We start from the raw sequence: 17,733 nt of genomic DNA on the forward strand, positions 1-17,733 counted from the left end.
CCGACCCCGAGCCCGGCCCCACCGGCCGCCGCGCCAGGGTCGACGAGTTCGCCGACACCCCCGTCGGCCGCCGCGCCGCGCGCTTCCCCGCCGAGGGCGGCCGCCGCCGCGCGCCCGAGCCGGACGAGTTCGAGGAGCCCACCGGCCGCCGCCACGCCGCCGAGCAGGCCCCCACCGGCCGCCGCGCGCTGCCGGACACCGACACCCCGCCCGCCAACGGCGCGGCGAACGGCCACGCGCACGCCCTGCCCGACCACGGGCACCCGGGCGGGCACGCCCTGCCCGATCGCGGCCACCCGCACGGGCACGCCATGCCGGAGGCGGCGCACGCGGCCCCCGAGGTGGAGGACCAGGGCGACCGCCGGGCGCTGCCGGAGGAGTTCTCCGGCGACCCGCGGCGCGCGGGTCGGGCCATCGGCGACGCGATGGCGGGTGGGCGACGGGCCCGCCAGGAGATCACCGGGTCCTTCCCGATCAGCCACAGCGAGCAGAGCGGGAACTTCCCCGCCGACCCCGGTGGCCAGTCCGCGCCCGACCCGGACGCCTTCCCGACCGACCCCGGCCTGGTCGAGACCACCCTGGCAGGCCGGGCCGCCAAGCCGTTCCCGATCGATCGCCCGGCCAAGCGCGCCCAGGACCCCGCACAGCCCACCCGCAGGCCCCTGGCCCCGCGCCGCCAGCAGCCGGGCGGCGACCCGGGCATGCGCACCGGCGCCCACCAGCGCCCCCCGCAGGGCACCGGCGCACACCCCCGGCCGCCGATCCCGCGCCCCAACGGCGCCCCGGCCGACTCCTACCCCCGCCCGGGCCAGCCGGGGATGCCCACGGGCAACCACCCCCGGCCCAACCCGGACTCCTACCCGCGGCCCGGCAACCCCGCGATGCCGACCGGCGATCTGCCGCCGAACGCCACCGGCAGCCACCAGCGCCCCCACCCGCGCCAGGGCGACCCCGGCGACATGCCGCCGAACGCGACCGGCGCGCACCCGCGGCCCAACCCGGACTCGTACCCGCGGCAGGGCGAACCCGCGATGCCCACCGGCGACCTGCCGCCCAGCGGCGCACACCCCCGCAACCCGGAGTCCTACCCGCGCCCGGGCGCGTCCGGCATGCCCACGCGCCCCCGGCCCAACGGCGCGCCCCCCGACTCCTACCCCCGCCAGGGCCAGCCGGGGATGCCCACGGGCAACCACCCGCGCCCCGAGCCCGGAATGCGGACCCCGCCCCCGCGGCCGGACTCCTACCCGCGCCCCGGCGAGCCCGGCATGCCGACTGGCGGCCACCCGCGCCCCAACCCGGACTCCTACCCCCGGCCCGGCGAACCCGGCATGCCCACGGGCAGCCACCCGCGCCCCAACCCGGACTCCCACCCCCGGCCCGGCGAACCCGGCATGCCCACCGGCAACCACCCCCGGCCGCACCGCGGCCCCAACGGCGAGCAGCAGCCGCGCATACCCCGGCAGCAGCCGTCGGCGGAGTCGTCGATGCCGCCGGAGGGCCCGTTCACGCTGACGCCGCCCCCGGGTGTGCCCGATGACGAGATCATGGGCCTCACCACCGAGATGGAGCCGATCGGCGAGGCCGTGCAGAAGCGGCGGCGGGTCGACCAGACCCTCGCCCGGTTCTCCGCGGTGCACGACGCGATGGCCGCCGAGGAGCGCGCGCGCAAGGCGAAGAAGCTCAAGCTCAACCCCTTCGCCACCGAAGACGAGATGGACGACCACCTGTCGGGGCTCGGGCAGACGCCCGGAGCCGAACCTACGGAGGTGGTTGACTTTGAGGTCGACTCCAAAAGTGACGAGGAAGCGCAAGCACCAGTCGTCGAGGAAGCGGAACCTGTTCGGGCGCAAGAGGAGCGACCCGACGAGCCGGGACCACGAGACCGACGACGACTGATCGGCAAGGTCACCGCCGCGTCGGTGGCGGGCCTGGTGTTCCTCACCACCGCGTTCGCGTGGGGTTTCAAGGAGCAGCTCGAGAACCAGATCGGCGACGTGCGCGCGCTCGACCCGAACTCGAAGTCGATCACCAACGCCGAGGGCCAGCGCGGTGACGAGAACTTCCTGCTCGTCGGGTCGGACAGCCGCGAGGGCGCGGGGGCCGAGGACGGGGTCGGCGACAGCAGCGAGGTGCCGGGGGCCCGCTCGGACACGCTGATGATCGCGCACGTGCCCGCCGACCGCAGCCGGGTCGTGGTCGTGTCCTTCCCGCGCGACCTGGAGATCAACCGGCCGCAGTGCGAGCGGTTCGACCCGGTGGGCAACTCCTACACCGGCGAGCAGGTCCCGGCCGAGCGCATGGTGAAGATCAACACCGCTTACCAGGTCGGTGGGCCGCTGTGCATGACCAAGGTCGTGCAGGAGCTGTCCGGGCTGAACATCACCCGGTTCATCGGGATCAACTTCGACGGCTTCAAGGAGATGGTCGACGCCGTCGACGGGGTCAACGTCTGCGTCGAGAAGCCGATGTTCGACACCACCCTCAACACCTGGATCGTCCGCGAGGCGGGCGCGGAGGTGCTGCTGCGCGGCGACCAGGCGCTCAACTTCGTGCGCGCCCGGCACGTCAGGGGCGACCCGACCTCGGACTACGGCCGCATCAAGCGCCAGCAGCGGTTCCTGTCGTCGTTGCTGCGCAAGGCCATGTCCAGCCAGGTGCTGCTCGACGCGGGCAAGCTGACCGACTTCACCAGCGCGTTCGCGGGCGCCACCTTCGGCGACAACATCGGCCTGGAGTCGCTGCTGTCGCTGGGCCAGTCCATGCAGGGCATCGAGGCGGGCCGGGTCACCTTCATCACCGTGCCGACGGTGGGCGAGTCCAACGACCGGAACAACGAGGAACTGCGCCCCGACGACAACCGGGCGCTGTTCCGGGCGATCATCGACGACGCGCCGCTGCCCGGCGAGCGGGCCGCCACCGAGGCGAACCCGCAGCAGGCCCCGGTGCAGGCCCACCAGTTGCAGCCGGTCGACCCGACGACGTTGAAGATCCAGGTCCTCAACGGCGGCAACACCACCGACCGTATCGCCCGCAAGACCGCGGACAAGCTCAGCGGTCACGGCTTCTCGATCATGCAGGTCAACTCGGGCCCCGCGGTCGACAAGACCACCATCCGCTACGGCAAGGGCTACGAGGCCCAGGCCCAGACGCTGGCGTCATCGGTGCCCTCGGCCACCCTGGAACTCGACCCGGGCGCGGGTTCGGCGCTCGTGCTCGTGCTCGGACCGGAGTTCGACGGCAAGGTCGGCGCGCCGGGCGAATCCGGCGGCGAGGCGGAGCTGCCCGCGGACCTGTCGACGGTCAACGCAGGGGACGTGACCTGCGCGTAAGCGCCCGTGTCGCGTCGGGTTCATCTTCGGTTCATCCGGCGCTGGGGTGCGCGGGCGGGCGGGGAACTAGGCTGACCCGCATGCGTGAGGCTTACCAGCTCGAACTCGGCAAACTGGCCGACGACCTTGCTGAAATGTGCGCGATGGTCGCAGGCGCGATGGAACTGGCGACCAAGTCCCTGCTCGAGGCCGACCTGGCGCTGGCCGAACAGGTCATCAGCGGCGACGAGCGGATCGACGACGCGCGCTCGGCCTGCGAGGAGCACGCCTACGCGCTGCTGGCGCTGCAGGCCCCGGTCGCGACCGATCTGCGCACGGTGCTCGCCGCCATCCACGCGGCCGAGAGCCTCGAGCGGATGGGGGACCTGGCGCTGCACGTGGCCAAGGCCGCCCGCCGCAGGCACCCGTCCGCGGTGCTGCCGGAGCCGGTGCGCGGCTACTTCTCCGAGATGGGCCGGATCGCGGTCACCCTGGCGGGCAAGGCCGAGGCGGTCATCCGCAGCCAGGACGTCGCCGCGGCGCGCGCGCTGGAGGACGCCGACGACGAGATGGACGACCTGCACCGCCACCTGTTCTCGGTGATCATGGACAAGGACTGGCCGCACGGCGTCGCGTCCGCTGTGGACGTCACGCTGCTCGGCCGCTTCTACGAGCGCTACGCCGACCACGCGGTGTCGGTGGCCAAGCGGGTCGTGTTCGTGGTGACCGGCCGGATGCCGGGCATGGGCGAGGAAGACCTCTGAGGACAGTCCTACTAGGACTTCAGCGGCGTCGGGCCCAGGCCCGGCGCCGCTTGTCGTCTCAGCCCCCGCCCAGCACCGAGTCCAACTGCTGGATGAGCCGGTTGCTGTCGGCGGGGGAGTAGGTCACGCTCTGCTCGCCCTCGCCACCGGGCCGCGACACCACCAGGTACCGGCCCGCGGTGGTGTCGATCCAGCCCACCGTGCCGCTGTCGAGTTCGCGGCCGTGCCTGCCCCGCGCGGTGACCATGAAGAAGCCGAACCCGGTGCGCGGCCGCTCGAGCATCGCCATCGCCATCCGGTTCTGCGCGGCCGAGCTGGACCGGGGCGCCCGCACGGGCTGGGTGAACCCCTCGGCCTGCCCCCGCGCAGGCACCGGGGCGGCCTGGACCACCTGCACCGACTGCCCGGGGCCCGCCTTGAGCGGGGGCAGCATCGCCACCAGCGACCGCGCCAGCGAGGCCGGGCTGATCACCTCGAACCGGACGCTCTGCCCCTCCTGCACCGCCAGCACCGCCGACGACCCCGCGGCCGCTGCCCGCACCCGCAGCGTCTTCGAGTCCATCGTGCCGGTCATCGCCACCGCGACGTCGTTGTCACTGGTGACCCGCAGCGCCATCTCCAGGTCGGCGTCGAGGCTCGTGCCGTGGATCAGGCCCCGGTTCGCCAGGTCGGTGAACACCAGCCGGGCGAGCCGGATCCGGTCCTCCTCGAACTCCCCGAAACTGGGGACCTCCAGGGGGTACTGCCTGCAGTTGACGCCCAACAACTGCGACAGCACGTCCACCGCGGCAAGCGACAACGAGAACGAACGAGGCGGCATGCGGACAATCTAGCCCGCCGCGGCCCCCGGTGATGGCCAACCGCGCGCATCTCCACCCCCGGCAGCGCGACGCCCGCCCCGGTGTGCGCGGGGCGGGCGTCGCAGCCGGTCCGAAAGCCGGGGTCAGCCGCCGATGACCGGCGGCGCCGTGATCTCGTCGGTGCCGAAGACCTGGTCCGGGTCTGCCTCGACCAGGTACGACGGACGGTCGTGCTCCTCGTCCCCGCCGCCCTGACCGCGGGCGCCACCCATGCCGCCCATCCCCCCCATGCCACCGCGCCCGGCCCCAGCCCCGGCCGCACCAGCACCACCGCGGTTGCCCGCCAAAGCCTGCTCGGCAGCCAGCGCACCCGCGCCGACCCCGGCGCCGCCCTTGGCCCCGAACCCGCCTGCCCCAGCGCCCGCTCCAGGACCGCCCGCACCGCCCGCGCCACCACCGACGCCACCCGCGCCGCCACCGCCGCCGAAGGAGCCACCGGCCCCACCACCGCGACCGCCGCGCAGCGCGTCGTCGCCGAGACCGCCCATGGGGCCGCCCGCGAAGGGGGTCATGCCGCCGAAGCCGTTGTGCTGGCCGGGGTTGTTGGGGTTGTTGGGGCCGTAACCGGGGAACTGGCCCTGCCCCGGCCCGGACGGGTAGGTGGGGTTGTAGTTCCCGGGGGTGGTGGTGCCACCGCCGTTGTTCCCGCCACCGCCGATGTCCGGGATGTTCGGCTTGCCGCCGCCGTTGCCCCCACCGCCGTTGTTCCCGCCGCTGCCGATGTCGCCACCGCCACCGCCGCCGGGAGGCGTGACGCCGCCGTACTGGGTGCCCCCGCCGCCCCCACCACCGGTGTACCCACCGCCGTTACGACCCCCACCGGGGCCGTTGACGTCGACCGGCCCACCACCGGGCTGCTTGATGCCCTTCTCATCACCACCGGGCGGCTTCACCTCACCACCGTCACCCGACATCTGCGGCGGCTGCGCGAACGCGGGCATGGTCGCGGAACTGCTGAGCGCCCCGTCGTAGGACCCCACGACCCGAGCCGCCTCCTGGTGGGCGGCCTGGCTCCGGTGGTAGTCGGCCATGTACTGCGTCGCCTTGTTGACGTACTCGAACGGATCGGTGGTCGTCTGCAGGTCCCGGTTGGCCGCGTTCATGTCGAAGGGCACCGGTTCCGGCATCGAGTGCTTCGCCGTCGCCAAGGCGATGGACTGGTTGCTCGTCTGCGTCCCCGCCAACTGAGCACTCACCCCGGCCTTGCCGACCCAGGTCCCCACATCGGCCATGAACCGCCGCGCGGAGTCCCCGGCCTGCCCCTGCCAGTCCGCCTGGCTGTTGTTGATCGCCGAGGCGACCGAGTCCTGGAACCCGACGAGCTCGTTGCCCGCGACCGTGTACGCCTGCCCGATCTGGTCGACCTGGGCCGGGTCCACGTCCTGGGTGACCATCGACTGCAAGTTGTCGTGGTGGAAGTGCTCGTAGTTCGAAGAGGCCAACACCGGGGCCGAACGCGTTTCCACCCCCGCCGCCAACTGCTGGGCTTGGGTGGACATGTCCTGGTTGTACTGCTCGCGGATGTCGCTGTTGCGGTTGAACGTCCTGACCAGCCAATCGATGAAGTCGGCGTCCTCGCGGCGCTCATCGACCTGCTGTTCAGCCTGCTCCTGCACCTCGGCGGAGGTGTCCGAGGTGCCCGCTCGCTCGATGTAGTAGGGATCATCGGGCGTGGCGGTCTGGTCGTCCGGATCGCCCTCTGGAGGCGCCGGTGGGTGGTAGGCGGTGGGCACTCGACCGTTGCCAGTCATGACAGCCTCCTCATCAGGGGAGTTTCGGCTCGACCAGCGCGGCGGCGGTCGCCGCCGGCGCGCACAGGGCAGCGCCATCCGCACCGGTCAGAACGACATCGACCCGGGACTTCGCACCCACACCCAGCGAGATCGAGCAGGCGCTCCCACCGGTTCGCAGCGCCTGCACGGCTTCGTGCGAGCCGACCTTCGTCGTCTGCTTCCCCGTGCCCTGGACATCAGCGAGCCCGAGGTCTTCCCAGATCTGCACCGAGAGCGTGTAGCTGGCGGACGCGGTCTCCTCGCGAACGCGCCAGTCGCAGTACCGGCTGCCCGCCAGCTCCTTCTCCGTGCCCGAACCGGAGACGCCCACCTCCGCCTGGTCGGCATCGGTGAGCAGGTCACACGGCTGCAAGGACGCGAGTGAGCCATCCCCGGAACCCGACGAGGTCTGGCCGGTGGACGGCTCGCTCGAGCTGTCCGGCTCGTCGACCGACGTGCTCGTGGCGCCGCCGGGGCTGGGCACCGGGCTGCCGTCGGTGTCGTTCGAGCAGGCGCCTGCGCCCAGCAGGAGACTGCCGACGATCGAGGAGAGCAGAACCGCGCGCTTCAAGGTGCTCAGGCTTTCATCAGGCGAGGGTGCTCGCGTTTGACTGGTCGACGTCCCGGTAGTTCGCCATGGCCGTGCGGATGCCCTCCTCGGCCTTGGCCAGCGACTGGCGCAGGGCCTGCAACTGGGTCAGGAAGCCTTGGTGATCGGTCGCGACGGCCTGGTCGTAGGGCGCCATGACGAGGGCGGCGTTGGAGCTGCCCAACCGGGGCCGCTGCTCGATGACACCGAGGGCCGTGACGTTGCTGTCGATCCACTCGACCAGCTCGGCGATCGCCGCCAGCAGCGCGTCCCCACCTGACTGGTTGACCGCGAACTGCCCCGCGGCGGCGGAGCCCGCGAAGTCGTCCATGGCCTTGCCGATCTTGCCAAGGGGAGCACCAAGGCCTTCGTCGATGTACATCGGGCCCCTCTCAGCGGCTCGGCGGACTCAGTGTGACGGTACCAATCGACGCGGGTCGGCGTCTCGTGTATGACGGCACCGGCCACCGCCGGGTTCCCGCCAGGCGCGCATCAGAACGGTAACTGAGAGTGATTGATGGACAACCGCCGGGCACGTCAGCCATCAGGTCACACGGGTTGACCGACGCCAGGGGACTGTCCCCGCTGGTGGACGGCGGGGCGCCTTCGGGGGTCTGGGACGGCTCCCGATCGCTGGGTGCCTTGAGCGTGGCGGGCCGCGATCCGATCGGGTTCCGCCCATGAGGGCTCACCCAAGCGGACGGGCCCCCCGACCGCGAGGTCGAGGGGCCCGTCCGCCAGCGAGGTCGATCAGCCGAAGCGGCCCGAGATGTAGTCCTCGGTGGCCTTCTGGCCGGGGTTGGAGAAGATCTTCTCCGTGTCATCGAGCTCGATGAGGCGGCCGGGTTGGCCGACGCCTGCGAGGTTGAAGAAGGCGCACTGGTCGCTGACCCGGGCGGCCTGCTGCATGTTGTGGGTGACGATGACGATCGTGTAGTCCTTCTTGAGCTCGCCGATGAGGTCCTCGATCGCCAGGGTGGAGATCGGGTCCAGGGCGGAGCAGGGCTCGTCCATCAGCAGGACGTCGGGGCGCACGGCGATGGCGCGGGCGATGCAGAGGCGCTGCTGCTGGCCGCCGGAGAGGCCGCCGCCGGGCTTGGCGAGGCGGTCCTTGACCTCGGCCCAGAGGTTGGCGCCGCGCAGGGCCTGCTCGGCGACCTCGTCGAGCTTGCCCTTGTTCTTCTCGCCAGCCAGGCGCAGGCCCGCCACCACGTTGTCGCGGATCGACATGGTGGGGAAGGGGTTGGGGCGCTGGAAGACCATGCCGATGGTGCGGCGGACCGACACCGGGTCGACGGTGCTCGCGTAGATGTCCTCGCCGTCGAGGAGGACCTTGCCCTCGGCGCGGGCGCCGGGGATGACCTCGTGCATGCGGTTCAGGGACCGCAGGACGGTCGACTTGCCGCAGCCGGAGGGGCCGATGAAGGCGGTGACGCTGTGCGGGGGGACGGCGAGGGAGACCTGGTCGACGGCGTGGAACTTGCCGTAGTAGAGGTTGAGGTCTTTGACGTCGATGCGCTTGGCCATGTCTCGCCTACTTCGTCTTCAGTGAGGTCGCCCGCGAGATCAGCGATCCCAGCAGGTTGAACAAGGTGATGATCAGGATCAGCGTGACCGCCGCGCCCCAGACCCGGGCCTCGCCGACGTCGTTGGTGGTCAGCCGCTCCGAGTTCATCAGCAGCGGCAGCGAGGCCATGCTGCCCGCGAACGGGTCGTAGTTGATGAAGCTGTTGTAGCCGACCAGGATCAGCACCGGGGCGGTCTCGCCCATGACGCGGGCGATGGCCAGCGAGATTCCGGTGATGATGCCCGACAGCGCGGTCGGGATGACGATCTTGACGATGGTCTTCCACTTGGGGATGCCCAGCGCGTAGGCGGCCTCGCGCAGCTCGTCGGGGACGATCTTGAGCAGTTCCTCGGTGGTGCGGACCACGACCGGGATCATCAGCAGCACCAGCGCCAGCGACACCGCGAACGCGCTGCGCGGCATGCCCAGGGTGGTCACCCACAGGGCGTAGATGAACAGCGCGGCGACGATCGACGGGACACCGGAGAGGATGTCGACGGTGAAGGTCACCGCGCTGGCCAGCCGGGAGTTCTTGCCGTACTCGACGAGGTAGATCGCGACCAGGATCGCGATGGGCACGGCGATGATCGCGCAGATCAGACCTTGCAGCAGCGTGCCGACGATCGCGTGGTAGACGCCGCCGCCGAACTGGCGCGAGGTCAGGCCCGCGAACGACTTCTGCCACCAGTCGGCCGTGAGCACGTACTCGAAGCCGCGGGCCAGGACGGTGATCAGCAGCCAGACCAGCGGGAGCAGGGCCGCGGTGAAGGCGGTCCAGACCAGGCCGGTGGCGATGCGGTTGCGCGTCTTGCGGTTGGTGGAGACCTGCTGGAAGGCCGGCGCGGCCGCGGGGCGGTCGAGGTCGGTGGCGGTGCTCACTCGTACTCCTTGTGCCCGGCGATGATCCAGCGCGCGAAGGCGTTGACGACGAAGGTCAGCACGAACAGCACCAGACCGGCGGCGATGTAGGCGCCCGCGCCCTTGGGGTCGTTGAACTCCGACGCCGCGCGGGCGATCTTGGAGGCGATCGTGTCGCCGCCGTCGAACAGGCTGAAGCTGAAGGTCTGGGTGGTCGAGGCCAAGATGATCAGCAGGGCGATGGTCTCGCCCAGCGCGCGGCCCAGGCCCAGCATCGAGGCGCTCATGTAGCCCGCGCGGCCGAAGGGCAGCACGGTGGTCTTCACGACCTCCCACTTGGTCGCGCCCAGGGCCAGCGCGCCCTCGATGTGCATCGACGGCGTGCGGTCGAAGACCTCGCGGCTGATCGCGGTGATGATCGGCAGCAGCATCACGGCGAGCACGATGCCCGCGGTGAAGATGGTCTGGCCGATCGCCAGGTTCGACGAGCCGGTGGCGAAGATCGGGATGAAGCCCAGCGTGTCGTTGAGCCACGTGCTGATCGGCCGCAGGGCCGGAGCCAGCTCGTAGAGGCCCCAGAGGCCGTAGATGATCGACGGCACCGCGGCCAGCAGGTCGACCAGGTACCCGAACGGCTTGGCCAGCCGCTTGGGGGCGTACTGGGTGAGGAACAGGGCGATGCCCAACGAGACCGGCATGGCGATGAGCAGCGCGAAGATCGAGCTGAACACCGTGACCAGCAGCAGGTCGAGCACGCCGAAGGCCAGGGCGGCCGGGTCGGCGTTCCAGTCCCGGCTGAACAGGAAGTTGGATTCGTTGTCCGCCAGCGACGGGATGGCCTGGATCAGCAGGAAGACGCCGATCAAGACGATCATGACGACGATCGTGACGCCGGACCCGACGGTCATCGCCTTGAAGATGCGGTCACCCGGTCGGGTGGGCACCTTCGCGGGTCCGGGGGCGCCGCCCGGTTTCTGCGGTGGGGTGGTGATCGTGCCCTCCGGTGCTGTGTTCGGCGGCGCGCCCCGCGACCCGGTTTCCCGGGCCGCGGGGCGCTCGACCTTGGCGAAGTCGCTCATCGCTCGTGGACTCGCAGTCTGCCGTGTCGCCGTGTTAGGAGATGGCGCCGATGGCGGTCAGCAGCTTGGACTGGAACTCGTTGGGCAGCGGGACGTAGCCCGCGTCCACCAGCGAGGCCTGGCCGTCGGTGGCCGCCACCGTCAGGAACGCCTTGACCGCCTTGGCGGTGTCGGCGTCGTAGCCCTTGGAGCAGACGATCTCGTAGGTCGCCAGCACCAGCGGGTAGGCGCCCGGGGTGTTGGAGGCGTAGAGCGCGTCGAGGTCGAGGGCCAGGTCGTTGCCCTCACCCTTGACCTCAGCCGCGTCGATGGCCTTGCCCGCGGACTCGGCGTTGAGCTCGACGGCGCCGGAGCCCGAGTCGATCTTCGCGGTGGACAGGTTCGCGTCCTGGGCGTAGGACCACTCGACGTAGCCGATGGTGCCGTCACCCGCGGAGAGGGCGTCGGCGACACCCGCGGAGCCGTTCGCGCCCTGGCCGACGCCGCCGTTGAAGACCTTGCCCGCGTCCTTGGTCCACGCGTCCTTGGCGGCCGCCTTGAGGTACTTCTGGAAGTTGTCGGTGGTGCCCGACTCGTCACCGCGGTAGATGACGGTGATGGCCTTGTCCGGCAGCGTGGCGCCGGAGTTGATGCCCGCGATGGCCGGGTCGTTCCACTTGGTGACCGCGCCGCTGAAGATCTTGGCGGTGACCTCGGGGGTCAGGGTCAGGTCGGTGACGCCGTCGATCTTGTAGGCAATGGCGATCGGGCCGAAGACCAGGGGCAGGTTCCAGGCCGGGTTGCTCTGGCAGCGCTGCGCGGCCGCCTCGACCTCGCCCTTGCTGGCGCTCAGCGCCGAGTCCGAACCGCCGATGTCGACGATGCCGCCGGTGAACTGCTTGACGCCCGCGCCGGAGCCGGAGGGGGTGTAGGAAAGCTGCTGATCGTTGCACTTCTGGCGGTAGGCGGCCACGAAGGCCTCCATGGCACCCTTCTGCGCGCTGGAGCCCTCTGCGGTCAGGGCGGTCTTGCCACCACACTCGACGTTCGCCGTGTTGGTCGGCGCAGCGGCACCACCGGAGCTGCCCGTGTCGGTCGGGGTGTTGTTGTCGCTGCCACACGCGCTGAGCACGAGAGCACCGGCGGCCACCATGCCGAGCAACGACGCGGTCCGCTTGGTCTTCACATTTCCTCCGCAGGAGTGTCCACGATGTTCGGCGTGACTCTCCGTCAGCCGTCGCGGCGACGCTAAGCAGTGGGGGTGGACGGGCCGCCGAAAGGAAGTGAACGAGAGGTGAACAAGGCCAAGAACGTGGGCGGGCCAACAAGATTGTGGCCTTCCCGTGACCACGTTATGCGCATGAAGTAACCAGCTATGAGCTTGAAGTAGGCGCGGCGCCCCACTGGACGTCGGCGGCTGAACGGGTGAAGCCGAGACGGCGGTACACGGCGACGGCGGGGTGGTTGTCCGACTCGACGTAGAGGATCACCCTGGGCCGCCCGACCGCCCGCAGGTGGCGGATGCCGACGAGGGTCAGCGCCTTGCCGAGGCCGCCGCCCTGGGCGCTCGGGTCGACGCCGACGACGTAGACCTCCCCGGTGCCGTCGGGGTGCACCTTGGTCCAGTGGAATCCGAGCAGCTCGTCGTCGGGGTCCACGGCGAGGAAGAAGCCCCCGGGGTCGAACCAGCCCGCGCGCTCGGTCTCCTCGAGGTCGGCGACGGTCAGCGCGCCCTGCTCCGGGTGCCAGTCGAAGGCGCGCTTGTTGACGGCGACGACCGCGGCCTCGTCCTGCCCGGGGACGAAGGTCCGCACGCGCACCCCCTCGGGCCAGACCGGCTCGGGCAGCTCCTCGTCCAGGTCGCGGGCCATGACCAGCAGCTCGCGGACGCGCCGCAGGCCCAGCTTGGCGCCGATCGCGGCAGCGGCGGGGTGGTCGCCGTGCGACCAGAACCGCACGCCCTGCGCCGCGTGCGCGAGGACGCGCTCGACCAGCTCGGTGCCCAGGCCCTGGCGGCGGTGGGCGGGGTGCACGGTCACCTCGGCGACCTGGCGGCCGAAGGAGTCGCCGTCGGTGTTGAGGTGGGCGTGGCCCACCAGCAGCCCGTCGGGCCGGACGACCCCGGTGTGCTCGCCCCGGCGGAACTCCTTGGGCAGGTCGACGACCTCCGCGCGGCCGTCGACCTCGGCGGCGGCGCGCAGCAGGTCGAGGGTTCCGGCTGGGGCGGCGGCCGCCCAGTTCTGCTCGGTCACCCGTCCGACCCTACCCAGGGCGACGCAGCAGGTCCCGGTCACCGAGAGGCGGTGTCCGGGACCTGTGCGGAGGGCCGGGGCTCGAGCTAGTGGGCGTCGATGGAGAAGGAGCCCAGCTCGGTCTCGATGGTCTCGACCTCGCGGCGGCCACCGGACTTGGGCGGCTGGACGAACTTGTAGCCGACGTTGCGCACGGTGCCGATCATCTGCTCGTGCTCGGGGCCGAGCTTGGCCCGCAGGCGCCGGACGTGCACGTCGACGGTGCGGGTGCCGCCGAAGAAGTCGTAGCCCCAGACCTCCTGCAGCAGCTGCGCGCGGGTGAACACCCGGCCCGCGTGCTGCGCGAGGTACTTGAGCAGCTCGAACTCCTTGTAGGTGAGGTCGAGCGGGCGGCCGCGCAGCCGGGCCATGTAGGTGGCCTCGTCGATGACGAGCTCGCCGCGGCGCAGCGCGCCGTCGACGGTGCCGCCCGCCGGGCCGCGCGAGGTCAGCAGCCGCAGCCGGGCGTCGACCTCGGCCGGACCGGCGGTCGGCAGCAGGATCTCGTCGATGCGCCAGTCGCTGTTGATCGCGATCAGACCGCCCTCGTTCACCACCGCGAGCACCGGGCAGCTGTCGCCACCGCTGGTGAGCAGGCGGCACAGGCTCTTGGCCGCGGCCAGGTCGGTGCGGGCGTCGACCACGACGGCGTCGCGCGAGCCCGCCTCGAGCAGCGCGGTGACCTCGGGGGCCTGGGTGCGGACGGTGTGCGGCAGCAGCATCAGCGACGGGAGCACCGAGCCGGGTTCCGGGTCAGCGGTCAGGAGCAACAGGTCGAGGCTCATCGGAGTCGCCTCTCTCTCGCGTGGGTCCGCGCCGTCGGCGTCGAGCAGCGGGAGGTCTGTTCGGGCTGGGAGGAGAATAGCCGCCGAACAGGGCGAATGTCGCCGCCGTGACGTCCGGGTCACACGGTCCGACCACCGTTTGCGCTGGTGGCCAGCCTCCGCCGGGGTCGTGTTACAGCGCCGTTAATTCCATGGGCGACCTGGCGTTATCGCGTTGTGAACACATTCCCGCGGGCCCGGAGAGCGGCTTTGTGAATCATGTGTAACACGATGTTCGACTCCCAGAATGCGGTACGGCGCGCGCGGGAGATCGTCCTGTAACGACCTCCGTTCAGCCACGGGCCACATCTCTCTCACCCACCGTGACCAGCCACTAGCGGGTGACGGTCAGTACGGTGGGCGTCGGCCACCGGGGTGGCGCGCACGGGCGCACGCCCTTCCCCGACCCGCCTCTTGTCACGGGGAGGGGACCGGGATCATTGGCCGAGGACGATGACGGGCACGCTGACGAGGTGGCGGGATGACGACTATGGCGAACACCGACGGTCCGAGGTCTGCCCCCAGGCGGGGCCGGTCCAAGGCGGTGCGGCGGCTCGTCATCACCCTGGTGGTGCTGTTGGCCCTGCTCGTCGCCGCGGACTTCGGCGCGGCGGCGGTGTTCGAGCACGAGGTGTCGAAGCGGGCCAAGGCCCAGTTCGAGCTCGCCGAGAACCCGTCGGTCAAGGTCGGCGGCTTCTCCTTCCTGGCCCAGATGGTCTCCGGCGAGTACGACTCGGTGACCGTCGACGCCAGGGGCGTCCCGGTGCAGGACAAGCTGCGCGACGTCGAGGTGCACGCCGACCTGCGCGGCATCGAGGCGCCGCTGTCGGACCTGGTGTCCGGCACGCTCAAGCAGGTGCCGGTGCGCGAGGTCGAGGGCCAGGTGCGGATCAAGGCCGCCGACGTCAACCGGGCGCTGCAGAACGAGCAGTCCGGTGGCGCGCTGGCCTCCATCACCAACCTGACCATCGACCCGGTGGCCAAGGAACTGGTGAACACGGCGCCTGCCGACGGCGGCGAGACCGACCTGGACAGCGCCGAGACAGCCGACGACGAGGGCAGCACCGCGGGCGTGCGGCTGTGCGGCACCGTCGAGATCGCGGGCCTGAGCACGGAGCTGTGCGTCTTCTCCATCATCTCCCTGGAAGCAGGCTTGATCTCCATCGACGGCCAGCGCCTGGAGCTGCGCAACACCGCGGGCACCACGCGCCTGCCCCCGGCGATCGAGGGCACCGTCCTCGACCTGTTCTCGCAGGACCTCCCCACCGGCCAGCTCCCGTTCAACGTCACGCCGACGGCCGTGACCGTGCAGTCCGGCGTGCTCACGGTGAAGGGCAAGGCCCAGGACGTGCTCCTGGGCGGGAGCTGAGCATGACGGGCGCGCTGGTCGTCGTCGCGACGCTGCTGGTCGCGACGGCGATCGGGTTCGCGCTCAGGGCCGCGAACGGCCGGGTGCGCACCGCGGGGCCGGACGCGGGCGGCTCGGTGCCCGACGAGGTCCGCGCCGTGCTCGACCCCGCCGCCGCGGTGACGCTGGTGCAACTGACCAGCGCGTACTGCGCCCAGTGCGGGCAGGCGGAGAAGGTGCTGGCGGGGGCGGCCGCGGCCACCGGCGGACTCGCGCACACCACCGTCGACCTCACCGACCGGCCGGAGCTGGCGGCCCGGCTGGCGGTGCTGCGCACACCCACCACGCTTGCCGTCGACGCCCGGGGGGTGGAGCTGCTGCGGATCGGCGGCGTCCCGAAGCAGGCGGAGTTGCTCGACGCGCTGCGCGACCACCTGCCCGCTTGAGCCAGGCCCACCCCCGCCACCAGCGGATTCCCGAACCGCAATGGCCTTTCGACCTGTCCCATCCTGTGGACGGGCACTCTCGACAACCGCACCCGGCGCGTAAGCTCGCGGCCGTGTCCAGCAACCTGACCAGGCGCCGCGCGGTGGACTTCTGCCGCGTGCGGAGCAGCCTGTGTCGGTGACCTGACAGGTGGGACAGCAGCGCGCCCAGCGCCTGCCGCAGGGTGTCCGCACCCGCCCCGCCTGACCGCCGGAAACCGCCCGCGCCCAGGTCAGGAGCCGCTCTCCATGCCCTCCCCGCCCCAGGTCGACCCCCGGGGTCCCCGGTTCGCCGCCTGGGTCACCTCGGCCGTGCTGATCGCCGTCCTGCTCACCGGCTGGTGGCCGCTGCTGGCCGCCCAGGCCGTGGTGTTCGCCATCGGCGCGTTCGCCGGGCTGCGCTGGTCTCCGTACTCGGCGCTCTACCGGGTGCTGGTCGCGCCGCGACTGGCCCCCACCGACGAGCGCAAGGACGTCGCCCCGCTGCGCTTCGCCCAGGGCGTCGGCTTCGTGTTCACCCTGCTCGGCACCACCGGGTACGTGCTCGGCGTGCCCGCCCTCGGCATCGTGGCGACCGCCATCGCGCTCGCCGCGGCCTTCCTCAACGCCGCGTTCGGCTTCTGCCTCGGCTGCGAGAGCTACCTGCTGGTCAACCGCCTGTCCAACACCAACAAGGAAGTGGGAACCGCTCGATGAGCCGCGAAGACGTGCTGGTCACGGCCGCCTGGGCCGAAGAGAACCTCCAGACCTCCGGGGTGGTCTTCGTCGAGGTCGACGAGGACGCCAGCGCTTACGACACCGGGCACATCCCCGGTGCGGTGAAGGTGGACTGGAGGCAGGACCTGCAGGACCCCGTGCGCCGCGACTTCGTCGACCGCGCGGGCTTCGAGAAGCTGCTGTCCGCCCGCGGCATCGGCAACGACGACACCGTGGTCCTCTACGGCGGCAACAACAACTGGTTCGCCGCCTACGCCTACTGGTACTTCAAGCTCTACGGCCACCAGGCCGTGAAGCTGCTCGACGGCGGCCGCAAGAAGTGGGAGCTCGACGGGCGCCCCCTCGACACCGAGGCCGTCTCCCGCCCGGAGACCACCTACTCCGCCAAGGAGCAGGACACCTCGCTGCGCGCCTTCCGCCAGGAGGCCATCGACGCGATCGGCAACAAGAACCTCGTCGACGTGCGCTCCCCCGACGAGTTCTCCGGCAAGCTCGCCGCCCCCGCGCACCTGCCGCAGGAGCAGGCCCAGGTCAAGGGCCACATCCCCGGCGCGCTGAACGTCCCGTGGTCCAAGGCCGCGAACGAGGACGGCACCTTCAAGTCCAACGACGAGCTGCTGGCGCTGTACAAGGAGGCGGGCCTGGACGAGTCCAAGTCCACCATCGCCTACTGCCGCATCGGCGAGCGCTCCTCGCACACCTGGTTCGCCCTGCACGAGCTGCTGGGCCTGTCGGACGTGAAGAACTACGACGGCTCCTGGACCGAGTACGGCTCCCTGGTCGGCGTCCCGGTCGAGACCGGCGCCTGAAACCCCCCTCGAAGGAGACTCCGACATGAGTAGCTGCGGCGCGCCCGAGCAGGGCAACGCCCTCCCCGCAGGCATCGACCCCGGCAAGGAGGTCGTCCTCAACGGCAAGGTGACCAACTCGGGCTCCCCGGTCGCGGGGGCCTTCGTGCGGTTGCTGGACGGGACTGGCGAGTTCACCGCCGAGGTCGTGTCCTCACCGGAAGGCGACTTCCGCTTCTTCGCTGCGCCTGGTTCCTGGACCGTTCGGGCTCTGCACCGGACTGGCAATGGGGAGTCCCGGGTGACTGCTGAGGGGCCTGGGCTGCATGAGGTGGCCGTGGCCGTGGGCTGAGGTCGGTTCTGTTGGTGGCGGGGTCTGGGCTTGTCCTGGGCCCCGCTGCTGGTTGTGGGGGCGGGTGGGGTGAGGACTGTCATCGGGCGGGGGTGGGGGCAGCGGCTAAGCTGCGGGGCGTGGAAATCTTCTTCACTGGGCTGTTGGCCTTC

17 protein-coding genes are annotated in these 17,733 nt (G+C 71.3%); 7 read left to right on the forward strand and 10 right to left on the reverse strand.

Annotation, left to right across the window (positions count from 1 at the left end):
• A partial coding sequence (locus tag GCL84_RS30570; RefSeq protein WP_156754493.1) for an LCP family protein occupies nucleotides 1–3,329 on the forward strand: 3,329 nt, incomplete at its 5' end.
• 80 nt (nucleotides 3,330–3,409) lie between these two features.
• The gene (gene phoU / locus GCL84_RS06715) at nucleotides 3,410–4,072 is read left to right on the forward strand and encodes a phosphate signaling complex protein PhoU (protein ID WP_156754494.1); all 663 of its coding nucleotides are present in this window, start codon (nucleotides 3,410–3,412) and stop codon (nucleotides 4,070–4,072) included.
• Nucleotides 4,073–4,130: 58 nt separating this feature from the next.
• Here phoU and GCL84_RS06720 read toward each other — a convergent pair whose 3' ends face one another.
• The 10 genes from GCL84_RS06720 to GCL84_RS06765 all read right to left on the reverse strand — a co-directional run bounded on the left by GCL84_RS06720 (nucleotide 4,131) and on the right by GCL84_RS06765 (nucleotide 13,852).
• Nucleotides 4,131–4,892 (reverse strand): ESX secretion-associated protein EspG, encoded by a 762-nt coding sequence (locus tag GCL84_RS06720; protein WP_156754495.1) that lies wholly within the window; start codon nucleotides 4,890–4,892, stop codon nucleotides 4,131–4,133.
• 123 nt (nucleotides 4,893–5,015) lie between these two features.
• The gene (locus tag GCL84_RS06725; RefSeq protein WP_156754496.1) at nucleotides 5,016–6,683 is read right to left on the reverse strand and encodes a WXG100 family type VII secretion target; all 1,668 of its coding nucleotides are present in this window, start codon (nucleotides 6,681–6,683) and stop codon (nucleotides 5,016–5,018) included.
• Nucleotides 6,684–6,696: 13 nt separating this feature from the next.
• Nucleotides 6,697–7,275, reverse strand: coding sequence for a DUF3558 family protein (locus tag GCL84_RS06730; protein ID WP_197523067.1), 579 nt, complete (start codon nucleotides 7,273–7,275; stop codon nucleotides 6,697–6,699).
• A 16-nt stretch (nucleotides 7,276–7,291) separates the two neighbouring features.
• Nucleotides 7,292–7,675 carry a hypothetical protein gene (locus tag GCL84_RS06735; RefSeq protein WP_156754498.1) on the reverse strand — a complete coding sequence of 128 codons (384 nt, stop codon included), beginning with the start codon at nucleotides 7,673–7,675 and terminating at the stop codon, nucleotides 7,292–7,294.
• A 368-nt stretch (nucleotides 7,676–8,043) separates the two neighbouring features.
• Nucleotides 8,044–8,820, reverse strand: coding sequence for a phosphate ABC transporter ATP-binding protein PstB (gene pstB, locus GCL84_RS06740; RefSeq protein ID WP_156754499.1), 777 nt, complete (start codon nucleotides 8,818–8,820; stop codon nucleotides 8,044–8,046).
• 7 nt (nucleotides 8,821–8,827) lie between these two features.
• Entirely contained in the window at nucleotides 8,828–9,739 is a 912-nt protein-coding gene (pstA, locus tag GCL84_RS06745) for a phosphate ABC transporter permease PstA (RefSeq protein WP_156754500.1), read from the reverse strand.
• Nucleotides 9,736–10,797 (reverse strand): phosphate ABC transporter permease subunit PstC, encoded by a 1,062-nt coding sequence (pstC, locus tag GCL84_RS06750; protein ID WP_156754501.1) that lies wholly within the window; start codon nucleotides 10,795–10,797, stop codon nucleotides 9,736–9,738. The genes pstA and pstC overlap by 4 nt, the downstream gene beginning before the upstream one ends.
• Before the next feature lie 34 nt (nucleotides 10,798–10,831).
• The gene (gene pstS / locus GCL84_RS06755) at nucleotides 10,832–11,962 is read right to left on the reverse strand and encodes a phosphate ABC transporter substrate-binding protein PstS (protein WP_235926037.1); all 1,131 of its coding nucleotides are present in this window, start codon (nucleotides 11,960–11,962) and stop codon (nucleotides 10,832–10,834) included.
• A gap of 187 nt (nucleotides 11,963–12,149) precedes the next feature.
• Nucleotides 12,150–13,028: a mycothiol synthase gene (gene mshD, locus GCL84_RS06760; protein WP_156754502.1), complete on the reverse strand. Its 879-nt coding sequence runs from the start codon at nucleotides 13,026–13,028 to the stop codon at nucleotides 12,150–12,152.
• Between the two features lie 86 nt (nucleotides 13,029–13,114).
• Nucleotides 13,115–13,852 (reverse strand): winged helix-turn-helix transcriptional regulator, encoded by a 738-nt coding sequence (locus GCL84_RS06765; RefSeq protein ID WP_156754503.1) that lies wholly within the window; start codon nucleotides 13,850–13,852, stop codon nucleotides 13,115–13,117.
• Nucleotides 13,853–14,372: 520 nt separating this feature from the next.
• Between GCL84_RS06765 and GCL84_RS06770 the strand changes: the two genes are divergently transcribed.
• The 5 genes from GCL84_RS06770 to GCL84_RS06790 all read left to right on the forward strand — a co-directional run bounded on the left by GCL84_RS06770 (nucleotide 14,373) and on the right by GCL84_RS06790 (nucleotide 17,581).
• Nucleotides 14,373–15,260 (forward strand): LmeA family phospholipid-binding protein, encoded by an 888-nt coding sequence (locus GCL84_RS06770; protein WP_156754504.1) that lies wholly within the window; start codon nucleotides 14,373–14,375, stop codon nucleotides 15,258–15,260.
• A gap of 2 nt (nucleotides 15,261–15,262) precedes the next feature.
• Nucleotides 15,263–15,685, forward strand: a complete 423-nt coding sequence (locus GCL84_RS06775) for a thioredoxin family protein (RefSeq protein ID WP_156754505.1) — start codon at nucleotides 15,263–15,265, stop codon at nucleotides 15,683–15,685.
• A 288-nt stretch (nucleotides 15,686–15,973) separates the two neighbouring features.
• The gene (locus GCL84_RS06780; RefSeq protein ID WP_156754506.1) at nucleotides 15,974–16,420 is read left to right on the forward strand and encodes a DUF4395 domain-containing protein; all 447 of its coding nucleotides are present in this window, start codon (nucleotides 15,974–15,976) and stop codon (nucleotides 16,418–16,420) included.
• A complete protein-coding gene (locus tag GCL84_RS06785) occupies nucleotides 16,417–17,250 on the forward strand; it encodes a sulfurtransferase (protein ID WP_156754507.1) in 834 nt (277 codons plus the stop codon). Before GCL84_RS06780 ends, GCL84_RS06785 begins: the two co-directional genes overlap by 4 nt.
• Nucleotides 17,251–17,275: 25 nt before the next feature.
• Entirely contained in the window at nucleotides 17,276–17,581 is a 306-nt protein-coding gene (locus tag GCL84_RS06790; RefSeq protein ID WP_156754508.1) for a DUF1416 domain-containing protein, read from the forward strand.
• The last annotated feature ends 152 nt before the right edge of the window (nucleotides 17,582–17,733 follow it).

The organism is Actinokineospora pegani (assembly GCF_009745975.1).
GTDB classification, from domain to species: Bacteria; Actinomycetota; Actinomycetes; order Mycobacteriales; family Pseudonocardiaceae; genus Actinokineospora; species Actinokineospora pegani.

Bases quoted from the DNA above. Each gene is read 5' to 3' on its own strand.
- phoU (WP_156754494.1), top strand. From the start codon at position 3,410: ATGCGTGAGGCTTACCAGCTCGAACTCGGCAAACTGGCCGACGACCTT.
- GCL84_RS06720 (WP_156754495.1), bottom strand. From the start codon at position 4,892: ATGCCGCCTCGTTCGTTCTCGTTGTCGCTTGCCGCGGTGGACGTGCTG.
- GCL84_RS06725 (WP_156754496.1), bottom strand. From the start codon at position 6,683: ATGACTGGCAACGGTCGAGTGCCCACCGCCTACCACCCACCGGCGCCT.
- GCL84_RS06735 (WP_156754498.1), bottom strand. From the start codon at position 7,675: ATGTACATCGACGAAGGCCTTGGTGCTCCCCTTGGCAAGATCGGCAAG.
- pstB (WP_156754499.1), bottom strand. From the start codon at position 8,820: ATGGCCAAGCGCATCGACGTCAAAGACCTCAACCTCTACTACGGCAAG.
- pstC (WP_156754501.1), bottom strand. From the start codon at position 10,797: ATGAGCGACTTCGCCAAGGTCGAGCGCCCCGCGGCCCGGGAAACCGGG.
- GCL84_RS06765 (WP_156754503.1), bottom strand. From the start codon at position 13,852: ATGAGCCTCGACCTGTTGCTCCTGACCGCTGACCCGGAACCCGGCTCG.
- GCL84_RS06770 (WP_156754504.1), top strand. From the start codon at position 14,373: ATGACGACTATGGCGAACACCGACGGTCCGAGGTCTGCCCCCAGGCGG.
- GCL84_RS06775 (WP_156754505.1), top strand. From the start codon at position 15,263: ATGACGGGCGCGCTGGTCGTCGTCGCGACGCTGCTGGTCGCGACGGCG.
- GCL84_RS06780 (WP_156754506.1), top strand. From the start codon at position 15,974: ATGCCCTCCCCGCCCCAGGTCGACCCCCGGGGTCCCCGGTTCGCCGCC.
- GCL84_RS06785 (WP_156754507.1), top strand. From the start codon at position 16,417: ATGAGCCGCGAAGACGTGCTGGTCACGGCCGCCTGGGCCGAAGAGAAC.
- GCL84_RS06790 (WP_156754508.1), top strand. From the start codon at position 17,276: ATGAGTAGCTGCGGCGCGCCCGAGCAGGGCAACGCCCTCCCCGCAGGC.